Source organism: Leptotrichia sp. oral taxon 218 (assembly GCF_018128225.1).
GTDB lineage: Bacteria > Fusobacteriota > Fusobacteriia > Fusobacteriales > Leptotrichiaceae > Leptotrichia.
Window position 1 is genome coordinate 556,620 of the sequence record NZ_CP072377.1, and the last position, 25,088, is coordinate 581,707.

The window sequence follows — 25,088 nt, forward strand, 5'->3', positions numbered from 1 at the left end:
GAGTTTATTTATAAATTAAAATAAAAAAAGCTCTTAGAATTTTATTTTTTCTAAGAGTTTTTTATATTATTATTATTTATTTTTTCTCAAATGTTCATGAATAGCCTTAGCAGCATTTCTACCTTCACTAATAGCCCAAACTACTAATGATTGCCCTCGTCTTACATCTCCTGCAGCGAAATATTTTTCTTGAGAAGTATGGTGGTCGATTACATTTGCACTAACATTTCCTCTTCCATCAATTTGAACTTTTGAATTTTCAATTAATCCTTCAAAGTAAGGATGCAAGAATCCGATTGCTAAAAATACAAAATCAACTTTTATAATTTCTTCAGAACCTTCGATTTCTTTAAATCCTAATCTACCATTTTCATCTTTAAAACTTTCAACTTTAGCAATTTTTACACCTGTTAATTTACCATTTTCATCTTTAATAAATTCTTTTGTAGTAATATTCCATTCTCTTGGGTCTTCACCATAAATGCTAGTTGCTTCCTTGTGAGAAGTAGAAGTTTTTAAAATAAATGGATATTGCGGCCAAGGATTCTTTTTTGTTCTTATTTCAGATGGTCTGTCCATAATTTCAATTTGTTTAACACTCGCAGCACCTTGTCTTACAGAAGTTCCAACACAGTCAGAACCAGTATCTCCACCACCAATTACAAGCACATGTTTACCTTTTACGTTAATTTCTTCGTCATATAAAGGAACATTGCTAACTTTTCTATTTTGTTGAGTTAAGAATTCCATAGCCAAATGAACACCTTTAGCTTCTCTTCCTTTTATTTTTAAATCTCTACCTTGTTTAGAACCACAAGCCATAACAATAATATCATATTTGCTTTCTAATTCTTCAGTAGAAATATCTTTTCCAGCTTCAACATTGTAAATAAATTTAACACCTTCATCTTCCATTAATTTAACTCTTCTATCGATGATTTTTTTATCCAATTTGAAATCAGGAATTCCTAAAGCAAGAAGTCCACCTGGTTTTTCATCTCTTTCATAAACTGTTACATTATAACCGTATCTATTTAAAGTTTGAGCAGCAGCAAGTCCAGATGGTCCACTTCCAATTACTGCAATTTTTTTATCAAATCTTTTTTTAGGAGTTTTTGGTTTTACCCATCCATTTTCCCAACCTTTTTCAATAAGAGCAAGTTCAATATTTTTAGTAGTTACAGGTTTATCATTTTTTCCTAAAGTACAGCTTCCTTCACAAAGTGCTGGACAAATTCGCCCAGTAAATTCAGGAAATGGATTTGTTGACAAAAGCAAGTCCAAAGCCTTTTTCCATTCACCGTTATAAACTAAATCTTGCCATTCAGGACAGTGGTTGTCGACAGGACAGGCCCAGTGGCAAAAAGGAACTCCGCAGTCCATACATCTAGCCGCCTGTGTTTCTATGTATTCATCATTTAAAGGGATGTCAATTTCATTAAAATCTTTAATTCTGTCAGAAATTTCCCTAATTTTTTTCTCTTCTCTATGTATTTCTAAAAATCCACCTAGTTTTCCCATTTCTAAGCCTCACCTCTCTCAAATATTTCTTTAAATTCAGGTGCAATAACAACTTTAAAGTTTTGTTTTTCAGTTTCCCAATTGTTTAAAATTTCTTTTGCAACGACACTTCCTGTATAATTAAAGTGTTTTTCCACATAAGTTTTTATTTCATTTTCATAAACTTCGTTAAGTTCATCAAATTCAACCATTTCTTTATTCAAGTTTTGCTCAAAAGTATTGTTTTTATCATAAACATAAGCAATTCCACCACTCATACCAGCGGCAAAGTTTTTACCAGTTTCTCCTAAAATAACAGCACGTCCACCAGTCATGTATTCACAACCGTGATCTCCAACACCTTCTACAACAGCAACCGCTCCAGAGTTTCTAACACAGAATCTTTCTCCAGCAACTCCGTTTAAATAAGCTTCTCCTCTGATTGCACCGTATAAAATGGCATTTCCTCCAATTATATTTTCATCTGCTTCGTATTTAGAAACTTCAGGTTTTTTAATAATAATTTTTGCACCGAATAATCCTTTTCCGATATAATCGTTTGATTGTCCAGTCAAATTATATGTAATTCCTTTTGCTCCAAACACACCAAAACTTTGTCCACCGATTCCTTCCAAGTTTAGTGTAATTGTATCATCTTCAAGTTTATATCCACCAAATGTTCTAGCAACTTCTCCACTTAACATCGCTCCAAAACTTCTATCAAAGTTTTCAATTTTTTCATTAATTACAGTTTTTTGAACATTATTTTTATCGCTTTCAAAAGTTGCTTTAGCAAGTTTAATTAATTTTCTATCGATGATATTTTCCATTTTGAAGTCTTGATTTTGAGTTTTTACATTTGGACTGTCGATATTCTTGTTAGTGTAAAGAATTTTTCCTAAGTCTACATTTTTAACTTTTTCTAATTTTGAAGTTTTAGAAACTTCCAAGAATTCATCAGCTTTTCCAATTAATTCATCAAGTTTTGTAACTCCAAGTTCAGCCATAATTTCTCTTGCTTCTTGTGAGATAAATCTAAAGTATCTAATAATATTTTCATATTGTCCAGTAAATTTCTTACGAAGTTCTTCAGATTGAGTTGCAACTCCAACTGGACACATATTTGTATGACATTTTCTCATCATAATACATCCTAAAATTACAAGCGGCATTGTTGCAAATCCAAATTCTTCAGCTCCTAAAATCGCTCCAATTACTAAATCTCTACCTGTTTTTAATTTTCCATCAACTTGAAGAGTAACTCTACTTCTCAATTTATGTTCCTTTAAAATTTGGTGAGCTTCAGAAAGTCCTAATTCCCAAGGTAATCCAGCATGTTTAATTGAAGATAGTGGTGATGCTCCAGTTCCTCCGTCATGTCCAGAAATTAAGATCATTTCAGATTTTGCCTTAGCAACTCCAGAAGCAACGACTCCAACTCCAGCTTCAGACACCAATTTAACACTAATTCTAGCTTTTTCATTTACATTTTTCAAGTCAAAAATTAATTGTGCCAAATCTTCGATTGAATAAATATCGTGGTGTGGTGGTGGTGAAATCAAGCTAATTCCAGGTGTTGTATGACGAGTAGCACCAATTTCTTTATTTACTTTAAATCCAGGTAATTGTCCACCTTCTCCAGGTTTTGCCCCTTGAGCCATCTTAATTTGCAACTCATCGGCATTTACCAAGTAATCGGTTGTAACTCCAAATCTTCCAGATGCAATTTGTTTTGTAGCACTTCTTCTGTTGTCTAAAAATCTTTCAGGATTTTCTCCACCTTCTCCAGAATTAGAACGACCACCAATCGTATTTAATGCTCTTGCAATCGCTTCGTGAGCTTCTTTTGAAATTGAACCGAATGACATAGCTCCAGTAACAAATCTTCTCATAATTGCTTCAACAGGTTCAACTTCATCAATTGAAACAGGTTTTCTGTCAGAATGGAATTTTAGCATTCCTCTTATTGTAAGCAAATGCTGACTTTGGTCGTTTACAATTTTTGCAAATTCCTTATAAGTGTTATAATCATCTCTATTTGCTGCATCTTGAATTTTTGAAATCGCATCAGGAGTCAAGATTCTATTTGTTCCTTCCTTCATCCAAGAATATTCTCCATCCACATAAAGTGTTTCAGCACCAAGATTAATTGAATCAATTGCATCGTCAAAATTATTTAGAACTTCATCTTCCAATGTTTTAATTGTAAGTCCTTCGATTCTTGAAACAATTCCTGTGAAATATTTTTTAACTAATTCAGTTGATAATCCAACAGCTTCAAAAATTTGTGCTCCTCTATAACTGTCAACAGTTGAAATTCCCATTTTTGACATAGTTTTCAAAATTGATTTTTTCTGAGCTTTCAAATAGTTGTATTGCAAATCTTTTATTTCAGATTCATCAGCATTCAAGTAAAGTTTATTTTTTACCATATATTCAATTGAATCAAGTGCCAAATAAGGGTTAATTGCAGTTGCACCGTATCCGATCAGCAATGCAAAATGCATAATTTCCCTAGCTTCCCCAGTTTCCACTAAAATATCAATTTCATTTCGTTTTTTATTTCTAATTAAATAGTGATGAAGCCCAGCAACAGCAAGTAAAGCTGGAATTGCCACATTTTCAGTATCAGCATTTCTGTCAGATAAAATAATAGATTTTACTCCACTATCAATTGCATCTTCAGCAAGTTTAAATATTTTATCCAGTCTTTCTTCTAAGTTTTCAGTTGGTTTGAAAGTTATATCTAAAACAGCAGGTTTTTTCCCATTTCTTTCATAATTTTTCAAAAATTCCATAGTTTTGTTGTCCATAATTGGAGAATCCAAAACTACAGTTTCTCCAGCTTCAGGAATTTCTTCTAAAATATTTGCTTTTCTGTAAAGCTGAGTTCTAAGCGACATAACAAAATTTTCTCTAATTGGGTCAATTGGAGGATTTGTTACTTGTGCAAACAATTGTTTAAAGTAGCTGTAAAGTAATTTTGGCTTTTCGGAAAAAATAGCAAGTGCTGCATCATTTCCCATTGAACCAAGTGGTTCTTGTCCAGTTATAGCCATTCTTGAAATCAAGATGTGTAAATCTTCCCTTGAATAGCTAAATAATTTTAATTTGTTGTAAATGTCATCTAAATCGCTAGTTTTGTTGTAATCAAAATTAGCTTCTTTCATTAAATCATTTACATTTTTCTTATCTTTAATTAATTTTTTGAAGTCTGTTCCGTTCAAGACTTTTTCAGTAACTTCATCATCACTATACAATTTTTTCTTTTCTAGATCAATTACAAAAACTTTTCCAGGTTTAACTCTTCCACTTTGAACAATATTTTCAGGTTTTATTGGTAAAGTTCCAACTTCAGAACCGACAAGCATTTGATTATCATCAGTTAAAATATATCTAAGAGGTCTAAGTCCATTTCTATCAAGTTTTGCAACCAAATATCTGGAATCAGTCATAATCATAGCTGCAGGTCCATCCCAAGCTTCCATTAATCCTGAATAATAGTCATAAAATGCTTTTAGATCTTCAGATTTAGTATGATCCTTTTCCCAAGCCGCAGGAACTAAAATTGAAATCGCTTCCATCAAAGTTTTTCCAGAAAATACAAGCAATTCAATCACTGCATCAAGATTAGCTGAATCTGACCATTCTTCATCATTTATTGGGAATAATTCTTTAATATCTTCGTAATTCGGAGACGCTAATGCAATTTCTCTAGCTTTCATCCAGTTTACATTCCCTTTAACAGTATTAATTTCACCATTATGTGCTAAAAATCTGAATGGGTGAGCAAGTTTCCAAGATGGGAAAGTGTTCGTACTAAATCTTTGGTGAACTAGGCAATAAGAACTTACAAGTTTGTCTGATTGCAAGTCGATATAGAAGTTCTCGATTTGATCAGGTTTTACTAGACCTTTATAAATTATTGATTTTGAAGATAATTTTGTTATGTAAAATTTATCTTCAGTGTCGCAGTTTGCTTTTTTTACGGCATTTTCAATTTTTCTTCTCAAAATATAAAGATTTTTTTCAAAATCTTCTTTTGATGAATTTACTCTTTTTATGAAAAGTTGCCAGACAGATGGCATTGTAGATTGCGCTTGAACTCCAACGGCATCTTTTTTTATAGGAACTTCTCTCCAAGTTAGGATTTCATCTTTTGAATTTTTTACAGTTTCTTCGACAATTTCCTTTATTTTTTCAAATTCTTCTTTTACAGTCGGGAAAAATATGTTAGCAACTCCATAATCTCCAAATTCTGGAAGATTTGGAACTATTTCTGCAAAAAATTTGTGTGGCACTTCAAATAAAAGTCCAGCTCCATCTCCAGTTTCACTGTCATATCCTTCAGCTCCACGGTGTTCCAATCCAGCTAAAATTCTTATTCCACCTTTTACAACTTGATTAGTTTTTTTATTGTCAATATTTGCGATAAATCCCATACCGCAGTTGTCTTTTTCAAAATACGGCTCATAAAGTGAATTTTTAGAAAGCTCATATTTTTGTGATTTTACATTTTGAATGTTATTATCCAAAGTCTGTACCTCCAATGTTTTAGATTTTCTCATAAAATATTTTATTATATTAAGTAATTTAATAATTGAATATTAATATATCAATATATTAGTTAAGAAATATATATTAATATAAGAAATATAAGTAATATTAACAAAATATTTTAACCTTATTATATGCTATGAACCAATTATACATTTCACAAAATCATTTTGCAAACATAAAAAAAAATTTGATAACCAAAGTATCCATTTAAAAAAAATGGATAAAAACACGATAAACACTAAACTTAAAAAGATTTTTTAAAATAAAATATTATCAAAATTTTTATTTGACTTATAATTTTGCACATTGTATAATAAGCCTATGAAAAGTTTTGGAAGAGTTTTGAAAAAGTGTAGTTTATTACCACATTTTCAATCTTTAAAAAATGTAAAATTTAGAAAATTAGGAAATAGGAAAGAGGTAAATTTATGGAAAATGCTATGAAAAGTTTTGGAGAAAATGTCTTTAGAGACAGCAACCTTAAAAAAGAGTTTCTAAAGAAGTTTTCAAAGAATTTAAAGCATCGCAATTAGGAAAAACAGAATTATCAAAAGAAGCAGCAGAAGTAATTGCAAATGCAATAAAAGACTGGGCAACTAAAAGAGGAGCAACTCACTACTGCCACTGGTTTCAACCGCTAACAGATTTAACAGCTGAAAAACACGATTCATTCTTGGAACCAACTGAAAGTGAAGAATTAATTTACAAATTTTCAGGAAGCAATTTGATAAAAGGTGAGCCTGATGCTTCATCATTTCCAAATGGAGGACTTCGTAGCACATTTGAAGCAAGAGGATACACAATTTGGGATACAAGTTCATATCCATTTATAAGAGAAAATAAAAATGGAGTTACATTATATATTCCAACTGCATTTATTTCATTTACAGGAGAAGCATTGGATAAAAAAGTTCCTTTACTTAGAACAATGAAATATATAAGCGAACAATCGCTAAGAGTATTAAGAGCATTGGGAAATACAACTTCAAAACATGTATTTAACACACTTGGAGTTGAACAGGAATATTTCTTGGTTAAAAAAGAATTGTTTGAAGCAAGAGATGATTTACTTCTTACAGGAAGAACATTATTTGGAGCTCCAGCACCAAAAGGTCAAGAATTGAACGACCACTACTTTGGAAAAATTAAAGATAAAGTTATTAACTTTATGAGCGATGTCGATGTTGAATTATGGAAATTAGGAATTCCATCAAAAACTAGACATAATGAAGTTGCACCAAACCAATTTGAAGTTGCACCATTATTCTCAGTTGCAAACTTGGCTTCAGACCAAAACCAAATTATAATGGAAACAATTGAAAAAACTGCACTAAAACACGGATTAGTTGCATTACTTCACGAAAAACCTTTTGATGGGGTAAACGGTTCAGGAAAACATAACAACTGGTCACTTGGAACTGATGATGGGGATAATTTATTCAGTCCAGGAAAAGACCCTAAAACAAATACAAATTTCTTAATCTTTACATCTGCAGTAATTGAAGCTGTTGACAGATATTATCCAATGTTGAGATATTCAACTGCAACTGCTACAAATGACCACAGATTAGGAGGACACGAAGCACCTCCAGCAATTATCTCAATCTTCCTAGGTGAAGAATTGACAACAATTTTAGACAACATCGCCAACAAAAAAGATGCACCTGTGTCAGAAGCTTCAGAAGTAAACTTGTCAGTTGATGTACTTCCAACATTCAGTATGGATGCAGGAGATAGAAACAGAACTTCACCTTTTGCATTCACAGGAAACAAATTTGAATTTAGAATGCCAGGTTCAAGTTCAACTCCAGCAACAACAGCAGCAGTAATCAATGCAGCAGTTGGAAAAGTATTGTCTGAATATGCCGACAAATTGGAAAAAGCGACTGAAAAAACTTTACCAAAAGTAATAAATGAAATCATCGCAAATGCTTACAAAAAACACCACAGAATTATTTTCAACGGTAATGGATATAGCGAAGAATGGGTTAAAGAAGCAAAAAGAAGAGGACTTACAAACGAAGTTTCTGCAAACACAGCACTTAGAAAAATGGTTGAGCCAGAAATTTTGGAATTAGTAGATGGAATCGGAATGCTGTCAGAACAAGAATCATTAGCAAGATACAATGCTTATGCTGAAAGATATGTAAAACAGCTTACTATCGAATCAAGAACATTAATTGACATCGTAAACAAAAACATCTTGCCATCAGCTCTAAAATTTGCAAACTTATTGGCAGACCACATTGAAAAAAATTCAAAATACGGAAAAGCCTTCATAAAAGAACAGGAAGAATTGCTAAAAGATGTTTTATCAAATGTGACAGCATTGAGAAAAGAAACAAAATCACTTGAAAAAGAAATTGCAAGAGTTTCAAACGAAGAAGATTTACCTAAACAAACTGATTTAGCAAAAGAAAAATTAGTATCAGGACTTGAAGCATTGAGAGTTCCTTGCGATAATTTGGAAAAAATTATTGATAAAGACTTATGGAAATTCCCAACATATACTGATTTATTATTTAAATTATAATAAAAAATATAAGGGGAGATAAAATTTCTCCTCTTATTTTTTTATCTTGATTTTATTTTTTTATAATGTTATACTGTTTTTGTAAAAAAATTAATGTTTTGAGAGGAGAAAAAATGGTATTTTTTACATCGCTGGGAAGTATTTTTCCCGTTATATTTATAATCGCACTAGGTTATGTTCTAAAAAAAAGACACTGGTTTCATCATACATTCAGTGAAAATGTGTCAAAATTAATTATGAATGTATCACTACCCGCTTCAATATTTGTTTCAGTATTCAAATATTTAAAATTAGAAGTATTGGAAAAATTGTCAAATAGACTTATTTTTACATTTTTGTCAGTAATCATAGGTTATTTAGTTGCTTATTTAATGATAAAGGCGGTAAAGATGAGAGATGGTCGTCGTGGAGCATTTTACAACGCTGTCGTAAATGGTAACACAATTTTTATCGGAATGCCATTAAATGTTGCACTTTTTGGAGAGCAGAGCTTACCTTATTATTTAATGTATTATATTACAAATACTATATCAATTTGGACTTTGGGATACATTTTTTTAGAAAATGATCCTGCAGAAGTGGATCCAGAAAATAGGAAAAGAAGTGGAATTAACTGGAAAAAATTGTTATCTCCAGCACTTGTAGCATTTGTAATATCATTCATATTTTTGGCGCTAAAAGTGGAAATACCTAAGCCAATATTTAACACGCTTGACTATGTTGGAGAAATAGTTACTCCACTTGCACTTTTATACATTGGAATTGTACTAGCTGACGCTGGACTTCATAGCATTAGATTTGACAAAGATACAATTTTAGCACTAGTTGGAAGATTTGTAATTTCGGCAATTGTAATGATAGTCTTGGTAAAATTGTCGGCTCATTATATGGATATAACAAGAGATGATCTAAACACATATGTAATACAATCAGCAACGCCAGTATTTGCCGCACTTCCAATATTAACAAACGAAACAAAAGGAGATATTGGATATGCCACAAATGTCGTAACTACAAGTACAATTTTATTTATAATAATAGTACCTTTACTTATGACAATTTTAAAATTTTTGTAAAATTAAAATAAATTTAAAAAAATTAATTAATAAAAAAATTCAAGTTTTTGAAATATAAAATTTGAATTTTTTTTTTTTAATTTTAGAAAAATAAAAAAGTAAATTTAATTGACAAAAAATTAAAATAGGGTATAATAATATCAAATTTTGTTTATAAATAAAGTAGAAGGAGAATTTATGAATATGAAAAAAAATTTAATTATATTAAGTTTATTGATTTCAGCTTTTTCAATGGCTATGGATAGTGAAAAAGGATTAACAGATTTCAGCAAATATCAGAAAAATACTGAAGTAAATAAGAATGAAGATAAAAAATCACAAATGGGAGCACCTATGAATAAAAAAGTAATAACCGAAGATATGATAACAAATAAAATAGAAAATGGTTACAACTTAAATTTTGATGCAAATAAAAATTATACAACAAAAACAGCGACTGTTAATGGAAAAACTGTTACTTATCGTGCTTATGAAAATATAGTTTATGTTGCAAAACCAGTTGATACTGCATATCAAACTATAAATATCTATATTCCAGAAGAATATTTTAAAAATAAATCAGTTGGGAAATACAATGCAAAAAGTGCACCAATATTTTTCCCAAATACAGTTGGAGGATACATGCCTGGAGCAGCTGGAGTGCCTGGAAATGGAAGAGATGGGAAACCTGATGCTTCATTAGTTGCCTTGTCAAATGGATATGTTGTGGCAAGTCCTGGAGCTAGAGGTAGAACTTTGGAAAAAGATGGAAAATATACAGGAAAGGCACCTGCTGTAATTGTAGATTTGAAGGCAGCTGTAAGATATTTGCGTTATAATGATAACAAAATGCCTGGTAGAGCTGACAGAATTATTTCTAACGGGACAAGTGCTGGAGGAGCAGTTTCAGCTCTGTTAGGTGCAACTGGGAATAACAAGGATTACGAACCTTATTTGAAGGAAATTGGAGCATTGAAGGCTAGAGATGATATTTATGCAGTATCATCTTATTGTCCAATAACTAATTTAGAAAATGCAAATACAGCGTATGAATGGATGTTTAATGATGTGAAAACATATAAAAAGATAGAAATTTCAATGCTAGATTACAATGTGGAAAGAAAATACACTGAGGGTACGTTGACTGATGATGAAATTTTACGTTCAAATGATTTGAAAAAAATGTTTCCTGATTATGTGAATAGTTTGAAATTGAAGGACAAAAACGGTAAACTTTTAATGTTGGATAAAGATGGAAATGGAAGTTTTAAAAATCAAATTAAGCAGTATTACATTGATTCTGCAAATGCGGCTTTGAAAAAAGGAACTGATTTATCAGAATTTGACTTTTTAACAATAAAAAATGGAAAAGTTGTAGATTTAGATTATGATAAATATATTGCTTATATGGGTAGACAAAAAACGCCTGGAGCCTTTGATAATGTGGATTTGTCAACAGGAGAAAATAATGAATTTGGAGATGAAACTACGAATAATAAGCATTTTACAGAATATATGCTAGAACATTCGACAGTAAATGGAACAATGGCTGATAAGAAAATTATAAAAATGATGAATCCGATGAATTATATTGGAAATTCAAAAGTGAAATATTGGAGAATAAGACACGGTGCAGTTGACAAAGATACTTCACTTGCAATACCTGCGATACTTGCGATAAAATTGGAAAATCTTGGGAAAAAAGTTGATTTTTCATCACCTTGGGCGACACCGCATTCGGGGGATTATGATCTAAATGAATTATTCAGATGGATGGATAAAGTTGTAGCTGAAGGGAAATAGAAATTAAAAAAATAAATAAAAATTTAATAAATAATTATCAGAAAAAAATCTCTCACTTTTATAATACAAGTTGTTTACTTGTGAGAGATTTACAAATTTCTTTTTAGAAAAAATTTATAGAATCCTTGACAAAAGTGATAAATTATGATAATATAATTATGTTGTTTGAAAGTTTTTTTTGGGACCGTAGCTCAACTGGTCAGAGCAACCGACTCTTAATCGGTAGGTTGTGGGTTCGATCCCCACCGGTCCCACCACTAAAATTTTAAAAATAGTTGATGAGAGTTCTTAGAGCTCTTTTTTTATTATTAATTGACAATATATTAATAATGTGATATAACAGTTATATTAATAAAATAGCTGAGATTATTTTTAAAATTATAATATTCTTAAGTTGAAATTTATATAAAATAAAATAAAGAAAAGAAAAAAAGAAAAAGAAAAGAAAGGAAGGATTGAGATGATTTTAAAAAATGATAAAACGAGAGTAGAACTAAACATTTGGAAAGAAGGACTTGTTGATGAAATCTTTTTTGATGAAAATTCGACAGTGGAAAATCTTCCAAGATTAGAAAAATTGTTAGATGTTCAAGAGTGTGATTTTTTAAGCTTATTTCAAGGAAAAATTGAAGTTGTGATTGAAGGTCATATTATTGCGATGATGAATGGAAAAGAAACAATAAAATATGATTTTAAGAAAAAATATGAATTTTCTGATCAGTATGGAAATATTTTTAATAAACCAAGTGATGATCAGTTAAAACTTATAGAAAAATCACAAAATATGTTTGAAAAAGCAATGATTTATATTTCAAAAGAGACCAAATGGATTGCTGATGCATTTAAATTTTTATCAAGTTCGTTAAATATTTTGAAAGAAAAAAATGAATATAATAAGCAAGAACTTATTAATTATTTGAAAAAAAATAGATAATAAAAAAAATTAGCAATATAAACTCTTTGGAAAATTGACATTTTTTATGTTACTGACAAAAAAATATATTGTGAGGAGGAAATTTGGAAAATAGAAGTCATTTCGATGGAGGGCTATTAAGTTATGTTGGATGGATTATTCTGGGAAGCCTAATAACTTCATGTACATTTGGAATTTGTTATCCTTGGGCTTTGTGCATGATTTATGGCTGGAAAATAAACCATACTGTTATAGAAGGAAGAAGACTGAAATTTAATGGAACTGCAGTAGGATTGTTTGGAAACTGGATAAAATGGTTATTATTAATAATAGTAACATTGGGAATATATGGTTTTTGGGTACAAATAAAACTGGAACAGTGGAAAGTAAAAAATACAACATTTTTAAATTAATTTTTAATAGAAGGCTGATTATTTCAGTCTTTTTGTATTTATTGAATAATTTTTGACGAAGGAGAATTGTGTTTATGAAAAAATTTTTTAGAATGTTAGGATTAATTATTTTAACAAAAAGATAGCAAGAAGTCGTAGGCTTTCTATAAGTGGGAGATGAATTGCTTTTTTTAAAAATTTGAAAAAAGGATACACTTATGATACAATTTTTGTATAAAATATTGAAGAGAAGTCATTAAAAATAATATTCAAAATCAAAAGGAGGTGTAATTTATGAAATATAATTTAGCATTCAAATACAGAATTTATCCAAATAAGGAGCAGGAATTATTGATAAATAAGACTTTTGGATGTGTCCGTTTTGTTTACAATACGATTTTATATATTGCTAATAAAATTTATGAAGAAACTGGAAAAAATAAAATAATTACACCTGCCAGTTTGAAAAGTGAAAATCAATTTTTAAAAGAAGTAGATAGTCTGGCACTTTCAAATGCTCAATTGAATGTGAGACGATCGTTTACGAATTTTTTTCAAAAGAGAGCGAAGTTTCCAAAGTTCAAATCTAAAAAGAATAATGTTAAAAGTTATACGACAAATTGTGTGAATAATTCGATACGAATTGAGGAGAATAAATATTTGGTCTTGCCAAAATTGAAAAGAATAAAATTAAAATATCATAGAGAAATACCAAAGAATTATAGAATAAAGTCGGTAACATTGACAAACAGTAATGGAAATTACTATGTTTCTATTTTGACAGAATTTGAAAAAGAAATTCAAAAAAATTCAAGTAATGATAAAGTAATTGGACTTGATTTTTCAATGTCTGAATTATTTGTCAGCTCTGAAAACCAAAGAGCTGATTATCCAAGATATTTTAGGATATTGGAGAAAAAATTGAAAAAATTACAAAAGTCATTGTCAAGAAAAGTGAAATTTTCTAAAAATTGGTATAAGCAAAAAGCGAAAATATCAAAATTGCATGAATATATCAAAAATTGTCGAAGAGATTTTCTACATAAATTATCGAAAAAATTGTCTGAAACATATAATGCTATGGTTGTTGAAGATTTGAATATGAAAGGGATGAGCCAGGCATTAAATTTTGGTAAAAGTGTAGGAGATAATGGATGGGGAATGTTTTTGAGGATGCTTGAGTACAAGTTAATGTTTTTAGGAAAACAATTTTTGAAGATAGATAAGTGGTTTCCATCGTCGAAAACTTGTAGTAAATGTGGAAATGTTAAAGAGAAACTGGAATTATCAGAAAGAAGTTATAAATGTGAGTACTGTGGAATTGAAATTGATAGAGATTACAATGCTGCAGTGAATATAAAAAACATTGGAAAATTGATGTTGGAATATTAGGAAAATAAAGAAAACAGGGCAGGGACTGTCCGAAGAGCTTGGTAAATATATTTGGCTAGCAAAAGCAGGTACTTCCCAAGAAGCTCCCACTTCTAAAAGCGGGAGTAGTTCACTGTTGTTAGGGATATTTGGATTAAATTCTTGTGTTGCATTAGGAGTGGCAGCTGGTGTGGGATATGCAGTACCGTGGGTTGTAGCAATTTCATGTAGTGAGTTTGGAGTATGTTCTGAACCAAAGTCTAGGACTCCAAAACAAATTGAAAGAGATGAAAAACTAAAATTGAAAAAAGAAATAGAAGAAAAAAATTATATTCAGAATACAATTTTGAGTAAAAGAAAAAATAAAGAAATTTTTGAAAATATTTCAATATTGATGCCTGAAAAACTTGAGTTTAGAAAAGTAAAAGAACCTAGAGAATATGAGTACAGTAATGTAATCTCAGAATTATATGACAAAGAAAAGAAAAATTTATTTTTACAAAGATTGTTTATAGTTGAAAAAGATAAAAAAGATTTTGAAAAAATAATTAATGATGGGAAAGATGAAAAATATAAAGAATATTATGAAAAAGAAAAAGCCGAATACAAATTAAGATTATTATCAACTGATGTAGAAAAAATAGGAGAAAATGCGTATAAGATTACTGAAAAACTTGAAATGTCAAATGAACCAATAGTTAAAATAACATATGTTAAAATACTAAAAGAAGGTGTCTATGTTATTGGAAATGAAAATTCAAAAGATATTTTTTTAGCATTATTTGGAAAATAAAATATTGATTAATTAAAAAATTACTGAAACAAAAAAATTTTTAGACTTTTTAAACAATATTTAATTACTATTTTTTTTAATTATAAAAATATTCTAATTTTTTTCAAGTTTCTTAAAAATAAAAATAAATATATTGGATAAAAATTAAAAATAAGGTATAATTTTAATGAAATATAAAAATAAAAGAAAGAGAGTTGGTAGTCATGAAAAAAATCAGAATACTGCTATTATTTGCTCTAGTTATGATTTTTGGTGCGAACTTATTGGCGAATGACTGGGAATTTGGGTCGGAAGGTGGGCATATTGTGCCAATGAATGTGTCGAATGTTTCGATAAAGAGTGAGAGGCTTCGTTTTAAATTGGAAAAATTTAAGTCGGAGTATGGGACGATAGACAATGAAATGGTGGTAACTGTTAGATTTGTATTCGATAGTCCTGAAGCTGGGGAGAGATATATTGGATTTATTACGCCTGAAGGTGGGAATGAAGCATGGGACGAAAGAGATCATTTCAAGGATTTTAAGACTTCTGTCAATGGACAAAGTGTGAGTACAAAAGCGTATAGATTGACTGATTTTGCACCGAAAGATGTAAAACAACTGGAAGAAGTTAAAAAATATTTTAAGGAATATGATGAAGAAAAGATACTAAAAGAATATGAATATTACAAAAAGAGTTATGTTTACTATTTTAAGGCTAATTTTAAAAAGGGAGAAAATGTAGTTGAGCACAGTTATCATTATGATGGAAGTAGCGGTGTTGGAACTGTTGATTTCAACTATGTTTGGTCGACTATTTCAAAATGGAAAAATCAGAAGGTGGATGATTTTGAAGTGATTGTTGAGCCAGGAGATGCTCTTATTGCGATGCCTGTGGTAAAAACAAAAGATGGGAAAGAAATAAAATGGCAATTGGCTGGAGAAGGAAATGTTGATTATGCTTACAAAGAAAACTATGAAACAAATGAGCCATACAAAGTTCTTTATGCAAAATTAAAAAAAGGTTATTTATATTTTAAAACAAATAATTTCAAGCCTAAAGAAGAATTTGAATTGACAGAAATAAAAGGTTTGAGAGTTAATTATGTATTTCCTGATAAAACGGAAAAAGGTTTTAAATTTAAAGATGATTTGACAGACGATGCCTATGCGATAAAATATTTAGATAAAGATGAAATAAAAGGTATTTCAGATGAAGAATTGAAAATAATGAGAAATTATCCTTATGCGATGGCAGGTTATGATTTTTCAGACAAAAAATTGAAAGACTATTTTTCAAAATTTTTGTGGTATGTGCCAACTGGAAAAGATGTGAAATTGGGAGAAGCTGATTATGAGTATGTTAAAGATGTGGATAAAGTTATAAATGATAGGAAGAATGGAAGTAGATAATTTGAAGATAGAAAAAGGTTACGGGATTTTATTGTAGCCTTTTTTATTTTTGTAAAGAATGTTATAATGTAAGGAAAATAAAGTAGGAGAAATGAAATAAATTGGATATTAAAGTTAAATTGAGTAAAAAAATGAAAGAGTATATAGAGAAAATAAGGGAAAAGGCTTTGAGCGAAAATAGAACAGAATATGAGAATGCACTTTGACAAATAGTGAAAATTTAGAATATATTGATGGGGGTATTTATGTGAATAGATAAAGAACATAGTTTGAAAAATATTATTTTGATATCTCAAAAGACATTAAATACGGAATTTAAGCCTAAGATGGAAATATTTATGTTTTTTGAAAATAAATGTTGGTTAGTGGATTGTCCACAACATTTGGTAATTGATGAGGATTGAAGAAATACGAAAGGAATAAAATTATGAAACAAACACAAAAAGAATGGGCGAGATATATTCAGGATGAAATCCAAAAAAATGATAGTTACGATAATTATAAGCATGCGTTTATTGAATATAAGGATTATTTAGAGAAATATCTTTTGAAAAATCCGCGAGATGTAGAAAAGGTATGTCAATTAGCGATAGCTTATTTTACGGTGTATCAAGATGGAAAAACGAGTGTGAATGTATTAGAGGAGTTTTTGAAAAAATATTCAAAAGATTTAAATGATGATGAGAAGGCTATTATTTATCAGGATTTGGCTGATTTATATGAAAAAGATGCTTATGATGATAAAATGTGTAAGTATTATTTGACAAAATTAATTAAAATGGGGAAACAATCAGTGGTTGTATGGGAAGTATTGGGAGAATATTATTTAAAAAGAAAAAAATACAAAAAGGCACTTGAATGTTTTCAGGAAATGGAAAAATTTTCAGATGAGAAGGAAATAGAAGATGATTATAATTATGGGATAACGTTGTTTTATTGTGGTTATTTTGAAAAAGCGAAAGAAATGTTATTGAGATGTTATGAAAAGGAACCTGAAAGTGCAGGAATTTTATATGCATTGGCACTGTGCTTACATTATACCAATGATAAAAAATTGGCTGAGCCAATTCTGGATAAATTGTTAGAGAAAGTGTCGTTAGAGAAATATTATTATGATGAGCAAATTTTATTTGAAGAACTTATAGACTTATATTATTTATTTGAAGAATACGATAGGTGTGTCTTGGTTTTTGAAAAAGAGATAGATGAACTTGACTGGGAAGAACGTTTTTATTATAATATGGGTTTTTCATTTTATTTTTACAGTTTAAAAAAATTAGGAAATTTTAAGAAAGCAGAAAACAAATTGTCAGAATTGATTCAAAAACATAATAAGTATATTGAAAAAATTGAAGTTGGAGAAATTTATGACAAAAAATACTGGAATGAAGAAGAGATTGATGAATTTATTGAAGAAGAAAAGAATGAAATAAAAAAGATTTTGGAGATATATAAAAAGATAATGAATAGTAATTATAAGCCTCAAAATACAAAAATAAATTTAGAAAAAATGTATAAAACTTGCTATTTAGTTGATTGTCCAATGCATCAGAAATTAGATTAGGAGGAAAATTGGAAAAACAAAAAAATTTAGAAAGAAAAACGATAAAAGAATGGATAAAATATATTCAAGAAAAAATTAGAAATAATAGTGATTACGATTCTGTTTATGAAGAGTATAAAACATTTTTGGAAAATGAATTGAAAGAAAATCCCAAAAATGTGGAAGTTATTTGTCAATTAGCGGCAGTTTACAATGAATTAACTTATCAATGGGAGGAGATTTATAAATTATTGAATGAATTTATTAAAAAATATGAAAATGAATTGACTGATGAGGAAAAATCACGGATTTATACTAATTTAGGGTATTATTATGATGATCAGAGATATGGCAGTAAGAGAGCAATTAGAACTTTGAGAAAGGCTGTTGCATTTAATCCAAATAATTCAAAGGCTTATTATGGGCTTGGGGCGGATTATTATGGGGCAAGGAAATATGATAAGTCGGAAGAAATGTATAAAAGAGCTTGTGAATTGGAGGATAATCCAATTTATAAGTTTGAATATGCGAATTTGCTAATGGTTAATGGAAAATATCGAGAGGCAAAAATAATTTTGGAAGAATTAATAAAAAAAGATTTTGAGTTTGGAAAAGAGGATTTTGCTAAGATAAAATATAGTTATATTGCAAATAAAATTCAATTAGGGAAATTTGAAAATATTGAGAATGAAATTAATGAATTAATGCTAGAAACAGTTAATAAAGATGATTTTTTTGAGGAAGAATTTGCAGAGCTATATTATTTGGTGGGAAGTTATGAGAAAAGCCGAAAAATTTATTCAAAGTTTAAAATACAAGATTATCAATTTCCAGCTTGGTGGCTGAGATTCTATTTTTATTCTCTAAAGCAGTTAAATGAAATAGAAAAATTACAAGAAAATTTTAAAATAGTTTTGAAGATTAAAGATGAAGAAGTAGAGAGCATTAAAAATGGAGAATTTTTAACAGAATGTACGAAATCGTATAAAAAAGAAGAAATTAGGGAGATAAAAAGACAAATAAAGAATTTGAAGGCAGAATATGAAAAAATATTGAAAACAGATTATAAACCAGAAGTGAAAATTTATCCTAAATTTTTATATGACTGTTTTTTGATTGATTGTCCACGGCATCAGAAGTTAGATAAATAAAGTTTATAATTTTTCCAAATTGATTGAAAAAATATTAAAATTTATTTGTAATTATAAAAAAAAATTAAATATTTTAAAAAATTAAAAGGAAAAGAAAGAGAGTGTGTGAGAGTGTTCAGAATTTATGGTACAGGATGGTAGTTTTATCATCCTGTTTTTAAATTCTTCCTTCAAAATAAATACTTAACTGAGAATATGAGTGTGTAAAAACTTTTACACACCCTTATTTTATTTTAAATATCAAAGTAGTTAAACTGTTGAGCACCATCACAGCACTCAATAAAATTTTTCTACACTTCTTCTTCAGGATAAGTCATTCCCCAATCTTTACGCAATTTTGTCATAATATCCATAACATCCACAGTATAATCAAGTTTCATTTTATTAATTCCAGTTCTTACAGATTCTTCCATGTTTTGAAGTTCGTATTGAAGTGCATTTGCTGTTATTCCTGATAGAATTTCTTGAACTTCACCTGTTTCAGTATAAACGATTTTAGCTTTGTCAGCTCTTGGATATTCTGTGATTTCAATGTATGCTTTTTCACAAGCGATTACAACTCTTTTTGGCTGTTTTGAATGAAGTGTAAGAGCGATTGTTGACATTTGTTGTTCTTTATTCATCATAATTATACCTACTTGTTCGTCCACTCCTGTTGGTGCATATTTCACTTGAGAAAGTATGTTATTAGGTTTTGAAGTCATGAATAATCTTGTAATTGAAATTGCATAAACACCTATATCAAGCAACGCTCCTCCTGCAAGATTTCTATTGAAAAATCTGTTTGTCATATCATATTCCTTGTAACTTCCAAAATTAACTTGTATCATTTTCACATCGCCAAGTTTTCCAGAATTTACAATTTCCAAAAGTTCACCGTAAAGTGGCATATTGAAAATTGTCATTGCTTCGCCTAAGATAAGATTTTTTTCTTTTGCCAATTTTACAGCTTCTTCTAATTCTTCATTATTTAATGTAATTGATTTTTCACATAACACATGTTTTCCATTTTTCAATGCTTCAATCATAAATTTTATGTGAGTATTATGAGGCGTAGTAATGTAGATAATATCAGTTTCATCGTCATAAAATATATCTTCTATTTTATCATAAACTTTTTCAACCCCATATTTTTTCGCAAAATCTACAGCTTTTTCATGAGTTCTGTTAGCAACTGCATAAAGATTTTTACCCATTTTTTCAAGAGCTTGTGCCATTTCATTAGCAATTATTCCTGTTCCCAAAACTGCCCATTTTAAATCTTTTTTCATAGTTAATTCTCCTTCTTGAAAATATACTTCAAATAATCTTTATTTGTATTTTATCTTATTATTTTACAAAATTCAACTGCAATATTTTAAATTTTTTGATAAAATTTAGTAAAATGTTATATTTCATTCATATTATAGTAAAACTACTTTAAAACTAAACTCAAAAGTTATGTCTCTTTACTCAAAATCTAAATTTATATAATTTTAGTAATTTGATTTTAAATAGATTCAAGTATAAATACAAAAAAGAAGTACCATTTCTGATACTTCCTTTTCTGTTTTTTAGAAAATTAATTTTTAAGAATTAATTTCAAAAGACTAATCTAAAATTATTTTCTTTTATTTTTCCACTTTATAAATTAAATCTTTACCATCGCTATCAACTTTAACAATACTGTTTTCAGGAACTTTTCCACCTAAAATCATTTTAGATAAATTAGTTTCAATATCCTTTTGCACAAATCGTTTCAATGGTCTTGCACCGTAAGCTGGGTCGTATGCTTCGTCTACGATGTAATCCAACGCTTTATTAGTAAATTCAACTTTGATGTATTGTTCTTTCAATCTTTCGTTAATACCTTCAAGGATAAGATTAACAATGTTTTTAACACTTTCTTTTCCTAATGCTTTGAACACAATGATATCGTCAATTCTGTTTAAGAATTCTGGTTTAAATCTATGTTTCATTTCATCTAAAACGGCTTCTTTTGTAGGTTCGCTTACCATTGGGTCATTCAAGATGATTTCACTACCAATGTTTGATGTCATAATTACAATTGTGTTTTTGAAGTCAACGATTTTACCTTTACCATCAGTAAGTCTACCATCGTCTAATAATTGTAACAATACATTGAATACATCAGGATGTGCTTTTTCAATTTCATCAAATAGGATTACAGAATAAGGTTTTCTTCTAACAGCTTCTGTTAATTGTCCACCTTCTTCGTATCCAACATATCCTGGAGGCGCTCCTATTAATCTAGTGACGCTGAATTTATCCATATATTCCGACATATCGATTCTTACAATATTGTCTTCATCATCAAACAAGTTAAATGCTAATGTCTTCGTCAAATAAGTTTTACCAACACCAGTAGGTCCTAAGAATATGAACGAACCGATTGGTCTATTTGGATCTTTTAATCCAGCACGAGAACGAATGATTGTATCGCTAATAGTTTTAATTGCATCATCTTGTCCAATTACTCTTTTCATCATATGTTCAGCCAAGTGTAAGATTTTTTCTCTTTCCCCTTGCAACAATTTCGCAACTGGAATTCCTGTCCATTTTCCAACAACTTCAGCAATTTCTTCACTGTCAATTTCTTGTTTCAATAATTTATTTGCGACAGAAGAATTATCTTTAGCTTTTTCTTCTTCAGCTTCTTTTTGTTTTTCTAATTCTGGCAATTTACCATATTGAAGTTCAGCCAATTTATTATAGTCATTTTTTCTTTGAGCTTCTTCAATTTGCAATTTAATTTTTTCGATTTCTTCATTAATTTTAGCAACTTTTCCAGCTTCTTGTTTTTCTCTTTCCCATTGTGATTTCAATTCTTTTTCTTCATCCTTTAAATCAGCAATTTCCTTTTCAAGAGTAGTCAATCTTTCTTTAGAAGCCTTGTCAGTTTCTTTACTCAACGCAACTTTTTCAATTTCCAATTGCATCAATCTTCTCGTAATTTCATCCAATTCAACTGGCATCGAATTAATTTCAGTTTTTACCTTCGCAGCAGCTTCATCAATCAAGTCAATCGCTTTATCTGGCAAAAATCTGTCATTAATATATCTGTCACTCATTGTTGCAGCAGTAACTATCGCATTGTCAGTTATTCTAATTCCATGGAAGATTTCAAATTTTTCCTTCAATCCACGAAGAATTGAAATTGTATCTTCAATTGTTGGCTCATTAACCATTACTGGTTGGAATCTTCTTTCAAGAGCCGCATCTTTTTCAATATATTTTCTATATTCATCAATTGTTGTTGCACCAATTACTTTTACTTCACCACGAGCAAGCATTGGCTTTAAAAGGTTTCCAGCATCCATTGAACCTTCAGTTTTTCCAGCTCCAACGATGTTATGAACTTCATCAATGAATAAAATTATTCTACCTTCACTATTTTCAATTTCTTCAAGAACCGCTTTTAATCTTTCTTCAAATTCCCCACGATATTTAGCACCAGCTACCAACGCTCCTAAATCTAATGAAAAGATTGTTTTATCCTTCAAGTTTTCAGGTACATCTCCTTTCAAGATTCTCTGAGCAATTCCTTCGGCGATAGCAGTTTTACCAACACCAGGTTCCCCAATTAAAATCGGATTATTTTTATTTCTTCTTGATAAAATTTGGATTGCACGACGAATTTCCTGGTCACGACCAATTATTGGGTCCAATTTACCTTTTCTCGCCAACTCAACCAAATCCTTACCAAACTTATCTAATGCTTCGTAAGTACTTTCAGGGTTGTCTGTCATAATTTTTCTTCCTCCTCTAACCTCATTTAAAACATTTTCAAATTGTTTTTTATTAACGCCATTTTCCTTCAAGAAAGAGTTGTTATCAAATGCCGCAAGAAATAAGTGCTCTGTACTAATGTAGCTGTCACCCATCTTTTTAGCATAATCTTCAGCACCGACAATTATTCTATTAACTTCAGCGTTCGGTCTTACTTCACCAACTCCACCTTCAATTTTCGGCATACTATTCAATTTTGCCTCAAGCTTTTTAGTCAATTCGGTAGGATTAATTCCCATCTTTTGTAGAATGTTAGGAATAAGTCCATCCATTTGATTAATCAAAGCAAGAAGTAAATGCTCCGTTTTTATCTCGGAATGTTTATATCTAATCGCAAAGTTATGAGCTTCCGAGATGGCACTCATACTTTTTTGCGTAAAGTTTTGTTCCATATATATCACCTTTTTATTAATAAATTTATTTATTATTTTGTTAGCACTCTTTAACTTAGGTTGCTAACAAATATACTATAACACAAATTTTTTATTTTGTCAACACTAAAATTAAAAATTTTTTCAATTTATTTTAATAAAATTTTCAATTAAATTAAGATTTTTGATTTTTTGTCAAATTTTGCTAAAAATTTTGAAATATGTTAAAATAATGAAAAATAAAGTAAAAAAATCAAATAACGAATGAAGGGAGAGAAAAATGAATTTAGAGATTAAAATCTTAATTGCATTTATTTTGGATTTAATTTTTGGTGATCCGCAAAGAATTTTACATCCAGTGCAAATAATTGGAAAATTAATAACTTTTTTGGAAAATAAATTTTATAAATTGGGGAAAAATAATAGAGCGCGTATGATGCTTTTTGGAGCAATTTTGAGCATAATTGTAATAATTAGCACATTTTTTGCAATGTTTATTATTTCTTTACTTTCTAAAAATTTTAAGACAATTTTTACAATAATTGAAATTTATTTGATGTATACAGTTTTTTCAGTAAAATCTTTAGGAAATTGCGGAAAAAAAATTTATAAAATTTTGAAGCTGGGAAATTTGGAAAAGGCAAGAAAAGAGTTGTCAAATTTTGTTTCAAGAGATACTCAAAATATGGACAAAACTACGGTAATTCGAAGTACAATGGAAACTATTTCGGAAAATATGACAGATGGAATAATTGCTCCCATGTTTTTTATGTTTTTGGGAGGATTGCCACTTGCAATGAGCTATAAGGCGGTTAATACGCTGGATTCGATGATTGGCTATAAAAATAAAAAGTACGAATATTTTGGAAAATTTGCTGCTATTCTTGATGATTTTGCAAATTTTATTCCAGCAAGAATTAGTGGAATTTGTATTACAGTTGCAAGTTTTTTCTTGAGATATGATTACCAAAGAGCTTGGAACACTTTTAAAAAAGATAGAAAAAAACACGCCAGTCCAAATTCTGCTCATTCTGAAAGTGCTGTTGCTGGAGCTTTAGGCGTTCAGTTTGGAGGTGCAACTTCATATTTTGGGAAAGTTGTGCAAAAGCCGACTATTGGGAAAAAATTGAAAGAATTTAGAACAGAAGATATAAAAAGAAATATCTATTTGATGTATGCAACAAGTTTTGTGACTTTAATAATTTTTTCTTTGGCTTATTTAACTATAAAAGGAATTTTCAATGGTTTATTTGCAAAAATTGGATATTTGATATTAAAGTCGTTTGTTGAAATGTTTGTTTAAAAAATTTTATTTGTTTTATAAAAAATTAAATTTATTTACACAAAAAGTTTATATTTTTAAATAAATAAATAAACTAAAAAGGAGTTATTTTAAAATAGCTCCTTAAATTATGTTAATTTCTTTGGTTTCTCATATGATGTCCACAAGGCATCTCATCATAACGGTTATTATAATTATTGCAATATCCATTTCCGCATCCCATATTTTTATATCTTCTTGAATGTTCTCTTGAAGATGTAGAGCAGCCAATTACTACTGCCATAGTTATTAAAAATAAAAAAATTAATTTTTTTCTCATATCGTTTCATCTCCTGTTAATTTTTTTTATTAAAATTAATTATTAGAAAAATTAATTATATTCAATGTATCAGCATCCAAATTTTTTTCGTTATTTTGAGAATTTTTTTCAATTTTTGCAGATGCTAATTTTTTATTTTTTGAACTTTCATTTTGAGAATAAATTTCTTCTGTGATAAGATTATCATCTTTTTTAAGATCGCGATCCATCATTTTTATTCTTTTTTTGATTGCAGCTTCTTTTTTCTTCATTTCTTTTAATTTATCTCTTAAGATTTTTTTATCCAATTTATCTTGTAATTTATCTTGTTTATTTAAATTTT

At 29.3% G+C, this 25,088-nt stretch carries 16 protein-coding genes, 1 tRNA gene and 1 pseudogene; 12 read left to right on the forward strand and 6 right to left on the reverse strand.

Features of this window, described 5'->3' with window-relative positions; genetic code table 11:
- Window positions 1–72: 72 nt before the first annotated feature.
- Both J5A73_RS02680 and gltB read right to left on the reverse strand, forming a co-directional pair.
- A complete protein-coding gene (locus J5A73_RS02680) occupies window positions 73–1,521 on the reverse strand; it encodes a glutamate synthase subunit beta (RefSeq protein ID WP_211616387.1) in 1,449 nt (482 codons plus the stop codon).
- 2 nt (window positions 1,522–1,523) lie between these two features.
- Complete coding sequence (gene gltB / locus J5A73_RS02685; protein ID WP_211616389.1) at window positions 1,524–6,035, reverse strand: glutamate synthase large subunit; 4,512 nt, start codon at window positions 6,033–6,035, stop codon at window positions 1,524–1,526.
- Window positions 6,036–6,488: 453 nt separating this feature from the next.
- Here gltB and J5A73_RS02690 point away from each other — a divergent pair.
- The 11 genes and pseudogenes from J5A73_RS02690 to J5A73_RS02740 all read left to right on the forward strand — a co-directional run bounded on the left by J5A73_RS02690 (window position 6,489) and on the right by J5A73_RS02740 (window position 19,005).
- Window positions 6,489–8,593 (forward strand): annotated as a pseudogene (locus J5A73_RS02690) (glutamine synthetase III).
- Window positions 8,594–8,706: 113 nt separating this feature from the next.
- Entirely contained in the window at window positions 8,707–9,669 is a 963-nt protein-coding gene (locus tag J5A73_RS02695; RefSeq protein WP_211616391.1) for an AEC family transporter, read from the forward strand.
- Between the two features lie 183 nt (window positions 9,670–9,852).
- Window positions 9,853–11,451, forward strand: a complete 1,599-nt coding sequence (locus J5A73_RS02700; protein WP_211616393.1) for a subtype B tannase — start codon at window positions 9,853–9,855, stop codon at window positions 11,449–11,451.
- 180 nt (window positions 11,452–11,631) lie between these two features.
- A tRNA-Lys gene (locus tag J5A73_RS02705) sits at window positions 11,632–11,708 on the forward strand.
- A gap of 203 nt (window positions 11,709–11,911) precedes the next feature.
- The gene (locus J5A73_RS02710; protein ID WP_211616395.1) at window positions 11,912–12,385 is read left to right on the forward strand and encodes a hypothetical protein; all 474 of its coding nucleotides are present in this window, start codon (window positions 11,912–11,914) and stop codon (window positions 12,383–12,385) included.
- Between the two features lie 83 nt (window positions 12,386–12,468).
- On the forward strand, window positions 12,469–12,777 hold the full coding sequence (locus tag J5A73_RS02715; RefSeq protein ID WP_211616397.1) for a DUF898 family protein: 309 nt from the start codon (window positions 12,469–12,471) through the stop codon (window positions 12,775–12,777).
- 273 nt (window positions 12,778–13,050) lie between these two features.
- Window positions 13,051–14,148 carry an RNA-guided endonuclease TnpB family protein gene (locus tag J5A73_RS02720; RefSeq protein ID WP_211616399.1) on the forward strand — a complete coding sequence of 366 codons (1,098 nt, stop codon included), beginning with the start codon at window positions 13,051–13,053 and terminating at the stop codon, window positions 14,146–14,148.
- Between the two features lie 115 nt (window positions 14,149–14,263).
- A complete protein-coding gene (locus J5A73_RS02725; protein WP_211616401.1) occupies window positions 14,264–14,920 on the forward strand; it encodes a hypothetical protein in 657 nt (218 codons plus the stop codon).
- A gap of 203 nt (window positions 14,921–15,123) precedes the next feature.
- A complete protein-coding gene (locus J5A73_RS02730) occupies window positions 15,124–16,311 on the forward strand; it encodes a YARHG domain-containing protein (protein ID WP_211616403.1) in 1,188 nt (395 codons plus the stop codon).
- Window positions 16,312–16,738: 427 nt separating this feature from the next.
- Entirely contained in the window at window positions 16,739–17,875 is a 1,137-nt protein-coding gene (locus tag J5A73_RS02735; protein ID WP_211616405.1) for a phosphoheptose isomerase, read from the forward strand.
- 8 nt (window positions 17,876–17,883) lie between these two features.
- Window positions 17,884–19,005 carry a hypothetical protein gene (locus J5A73_RS02740; RefSeq protein ID WP_211616407.1) on the forward strand — a complete coding sequence of 374 codons (1,122 nt, stop codon included), beginning with the start codon at window positions 17,884–17,886 and terminating at the stop codon, window positions 19,003–19,005.
- A gap of 290 nt (window positions 19,006–19,295) precedes the next feature.
- Here J5A73_RS02740 and J5A73_RS02745 read toward each other — a convergent pair whose 3' ends face one another.
- Window positions 19,296–20,276 carry a Gfo/Idh/MocA family protein gene (locus tag J5A73_RS02745; protein ID WP_211616409.1) on the reverse strand — a complete coding sequence of 327 codons (981 nt, stop codon included), beginning with the start codon at window positions 20,274–20,276 and terminating at the stop codon, window positions 19,296–19,298.
- 339 nt (window positions 20,277–20,615) lie between these two features.
- Window positions 20,616–23,186 carry an ATP-dependent chaperone ClpB gene (clpB, locus tag J5A73_RS02750; protein ID WP_211616411.1) on the reverse strand — a complete coding sequence of 857 codons (2,571 nt, stop codon included), beginning with the start codon at window positions 23,184–23,186 and terminating at the stop codon, window positions 20,616–20,618.
- Window positions 23,187–23,445: 259 nt separating this feature from the next.
- On the opposite strand from clpB, the gene cbiB reads away from it, so the two are divergent.
- The gene (gene cbiB, locus J5A73_RS02755; protein ID WP_211616413.1) at window positions 23,446–24,468 is read left to right on the forward strand and encodes an adenosylcobinamide-phosphate synthase CbiB; all 1,023 of its coding nucleotides are present in this window, start codon (window positions 23,446–23,448) and stop codon (window positions 24,466–24,468) included.
- Between the two features lie 112 nt (window positions 24,469–24,580).
- Here the strand turns inward: cbiB and J5A73_RS02760 are convergent, their stop codons facing one another.
- Together J5A73_RS02760 and J5A73_RS02765 are read right to left on the reverse strand one after the other, a co-directional pair.
- Window positions 24,581–24,766, reverse strand: coding sequence for a hypothetical protein (locus J5A73_RS02760; RefSeq protein ID WP_211616415.1), 186 nt, complete (start codon window positions 24,764–24,766; stop codon window positions 24,581–24,583).
- A gap of 35 nt (window positions 24,767–24,801) precedes the next feature.
- A complete protein-coding gene (locus J5A73_RS02765; RefSeq protein WP_211616417.1) occupies window positions 24,802–25,053 on the reverse strand; it encodes a hypothetical protein in 252 nt (83 codons plus the stop codon).
- Between the last annotated feature and the right edge of the window lie 35 nt (window positions 25,054–25,088).